This is a genomic window from Clostridium sp. (assembly GCF_021443865.1).
In the GTDB taxonomy this organism is placed as follows: domain Bacteria; phylum Bacillota; class Clostridia; order Clostridiales; family Clostridiaceae; genus Clostridium.
Window position 1 is genome coordinate 1 of record NZ_JABUTB010000079.1, and the last position, 3460, is coordinate 3460.

3 protein-coding genes are annotated in these 3460 nt (G+C 26.1%); 2 read left to right on the forward strand and 1 reads right to left on the reverse strand.

The window, feature by feature from the left end:
- Nucleotides 1–169: 169 nt before the first annotated feature.
- Nucleotides 170–1096, reverse strand: a complete 927-nt coding sequence (locus tag HUJ77_RS12415; RefSeq protein WP_291709106.1) for an alpha/beta hydrolase — start codon at nucleotides 1094–1096, stop codon at nucleotides 170–172.
- A 160-nt stretch (nucleotides 1097–1256) separates the two neighbouring features.
- On the opposite strand from HUJ77_RS12415, the gene HUJ77_RS12420 reads away from it, so the two are divergent.
- Together HUJ77_RS12420 and HUJ77_RS12425 are read left to right on the forward strand one after the other, a co-directional pair.
- Nucleotides 1257–2615, forward strand: coding sequence for a Mur ligase family protein (locus HUJ77_RS12420; protein ID WP_291709088.1), 1359 nt, complete (start codon nucleotides 1257–1259; stop codon nucleotides 2613–2615).
- A 16-nt stretch (nucleotides 2616–2631) separates the two neighbouring features.
- Nucleotides 2632–3357, forward strand: a complete 726-nt coding sequence (locus tag HUJ77_RS12425; RefSeq protein WP_291709090.1) for a type 1 glutamine amidotransferase — start codon at nucleotides 2632–2634, stop codon at nucleotides 3355–3357.
- Nucleotides 3358–3460 lie beyond the last annotated feature (103 nt).

A 3460-nucleotide genomic window follows, 5' to 3' on the forward strand; every position in this document is an offset into this window, starting at 1 on the left:
AATTTTTTCTTTAAAATTATAATAATTCATGTTTTTTCCCTCACTAAACATTATTACCACATAATTTTACATCAATTTCTTTTATATGTGAATATAATTGTAACATATTGTAAATAAATATATTTTTCTATATTAAAAAGGAGCTAAATAAATAGCTCCAAAGCACGTATTACAATATATGTTTATTAATCCAAGATACTATATCTTTTATAACTTCATCTTTATTTACTTCATTTAACATTTCATGTCTTCCATCCTTGTATAACTTATAGCTTAAGTCCTTTACTCCAATGCTATTGTAAGTATTATATAAATTAATTATTCCTTTTCCCATGTATCCAACTGGATCCTTATCTCCTGAAAAAATATATATTGGTATATTTAATTTCTTTATTTTACTAAGATTCTCTTCTTTATGAATATCCCAAAGTCCATTGATTAAATCAAAATAAAATTCTGTTGGATATACAAAGCCAGAAAATTCATGCCTAATATATTTATCTACTTCCTTTTCATCACTACATAGCCAGTCAAAAGCTGTTTTTGGATTTTTTACACTATTATTAAATCCTCCAAAGGAAAGTTTATCCATAAGATTACTTCTATAACCCTTTCCTTTTATTAACATTTCCATTCTACATACTAATAACCCTAACTTAGTAAAGTATTTTGGTTTTCCATTAGATCCAGATAAAATTAATCCATCAATTGTTTCTCCATACTCTTCTAAATATCTCTGACTTAAAAATGAACCCATACTATGACCAAATAATATTATTGGTAGGTCTTTATTTTCTTCTCTAATTATACTGTTTACTTTTTTTATATCTTCAAGCATTAAATAAAAACTATTTTTATTACTTATATATCCAAGTCTATCAGTATTTTCACTACTATGTCCATGTCCACAGTGATCATGCCCATAAACTAAATAGCCTTCTTCAATTAATCTTTCTGCTAAATAATCATATCTTCCTATCCACTCGGACATTCCATGTACTAATTGAATTATTCCCTTAGGATTTTTATTACTTCCCCACTTATAATACACTATAGACTTTCCTTCACTATTCTTAAATACATACTTATTCAAAATTATACTCCTCTTTAATATAAAATATTAATAAAATCTTATTATATCATTATTTTTAAGTATTTAAAGTTATGTTATACTATTCTTTGTAAATTTAAATTTTACTTTAACATGATTATATATTTATATTATTGTAAATAATATGAATAAATATTATAAGGCGGTGAATAAGATTAGTATTAAATCTACAATAAGCATTATAGCTTCAAAATTAACAATTTTTCTTACAAAAACAATACTAAAAGGGGGAACTACCTTCCCTGGAAAAGTGGCCTTAAAAATAGATAGTAATATACTAAAAAAAGTATCAAAGGGCTACAAAGTAGTTTTAGTTACAGGAACTAACGGTAAAACTACTACTACTAGCATGATCTACAACATTGTAAAGATGAGTGGAAAAAAAGTAATTACAAATAATACTGGAGCTAACCTATTTCCTGGAATAGTAACAACTTTTATTGATAATTACAAGTTCTTTAGTGAAACTAAAGATGCTTATGCAATAATTGAAGTAGATGAAGCGAATTTAAAATACATTACTGAATATATTTCTCCTGAAATAATTACAGTAACAAACCTTTTTAGAGATCAATTAGATAGATATGGCGAAGTATATACTACTCTTTCTAAAATATTAGAAGGAATTAATCTTTCTCCAAATACTACTCTAGTTCTAAATGGTGATGAATCGCTTTTAGGTGATTTAAAACTTCCTAATAAAACTGTATTTTATGGTTTTAATGCAAGAATAAATGATAATAAAAATATCGATATTAATGCAGATGCAAAATTCTGTAAGTTTTGTAAATCTCCTTATGAGTATAACCATATTACATATAACCATTTAGGAGACTTTTACTGTACAGGCTGTGGCTTTAAAAGAGCTGAGCTTAAATATGCTGTAAATGAAATATTAGAACTAACTCCTGATAGTTCTAATGTTAGAATTAACGATTTAGTGGTAAATATAAGTCAATCAGGTGTATACAATATTTATAACGCATTATGTGCTTATGCTATTGCTAAAGAACTTGGAATAAATAATGAGTCTATTCAAAACTCACTACAAAACCAAGATTCAAGTTTTGGTAGACAAGAATCCTTAAATATAGAAGGAAAAGAAGTTAAAATTATATTAGTTAAGAATCCTGCTGGCTATAATCAAGCACTAGATACTCTTTGCCTAAATAGAGATAATTTTTCTGCAGCTTTTCTTTTAAATGATAATTATGCGGATGGTACTGATGTTTCTTGGATTTGGGATGTTGATTTCGAAAAACTTCATGATTTAAATATAGATGAAATATTTATTTCTGGTATTAGATGTTATGATATGGCAGTAAGACTTAAAATTGCTGGATTAAATAAAGATAAATTTATTATAGAAGAAAACTTTGATTCATTAACAGAAAAAATTAAAGCTAGTAAAGATAATAAAATTTATATTTTAGCTACTTATACTGCTATGATTAATTATAGAAAACACTTATACTCAAAAGGCTATATTAAAAAGCTTTGGTAAGAAAGGAGGTCTATATATGGAGTTAAATATCTGTCATCTTTATCCTGACTTACTTAACGTATATGGAGATGTTGGAAATATATTAATACTTAAACATAGGGCTGAAGAAAGAGGAATAAAGGTAAACTTAATAAATATATCATTAAATGATGAATTTGATTCAGAAAATACTGATATACTATTTTTTGGTGGAGGTCAAGATTTTGAACAATCTATAGTATCAGATGATTTAAAAACTATAAAAAAGCCTTCTCTTGAAAAATATATTGAAGACGGAAAGTTAGTTATTGCTATTTGTGGTGGTTATCAACTTCTAGGAAACTACTATATGGCGCCAAACGGTGAAAAAATCCAAGGATTAGGTATTTTAGATATATATACTGAAGGCGGAGATACTCGTTTTATTGGTAATACTGTAATATATAACGAAGAATTTAATGAAACCTATGTTGGATTTGAAAATCATTCAGGAAGAACCTATATTAATGGATTAAAGCCTTTAGGCAAATGCCTTCATGGTTATGGTAATAATGGTGAAGATGGTTATGAAGGTTGTATTTATAAGAATACTTATTGTAGCTACTTCCATGGTTCTCTTCTATCTAAGAATCCTGAACTTGCTGATAGATTCTTAAATATTGCACTTAGCCACAAATATGGTGATGTTAAATTAGAGAAACTTGATGATGAATTAGAGCTTAAGGCGAAAAATATAATAATAAATAAATTAAATAATAAATAATTAATTATAGGAGCTTCTTTTTTTAAATGTAGCTCCTATATTTTTGTATATTATAAAAGATATTATATTTTAATTTAGCTTTAGAATATTTATCTTAAATATG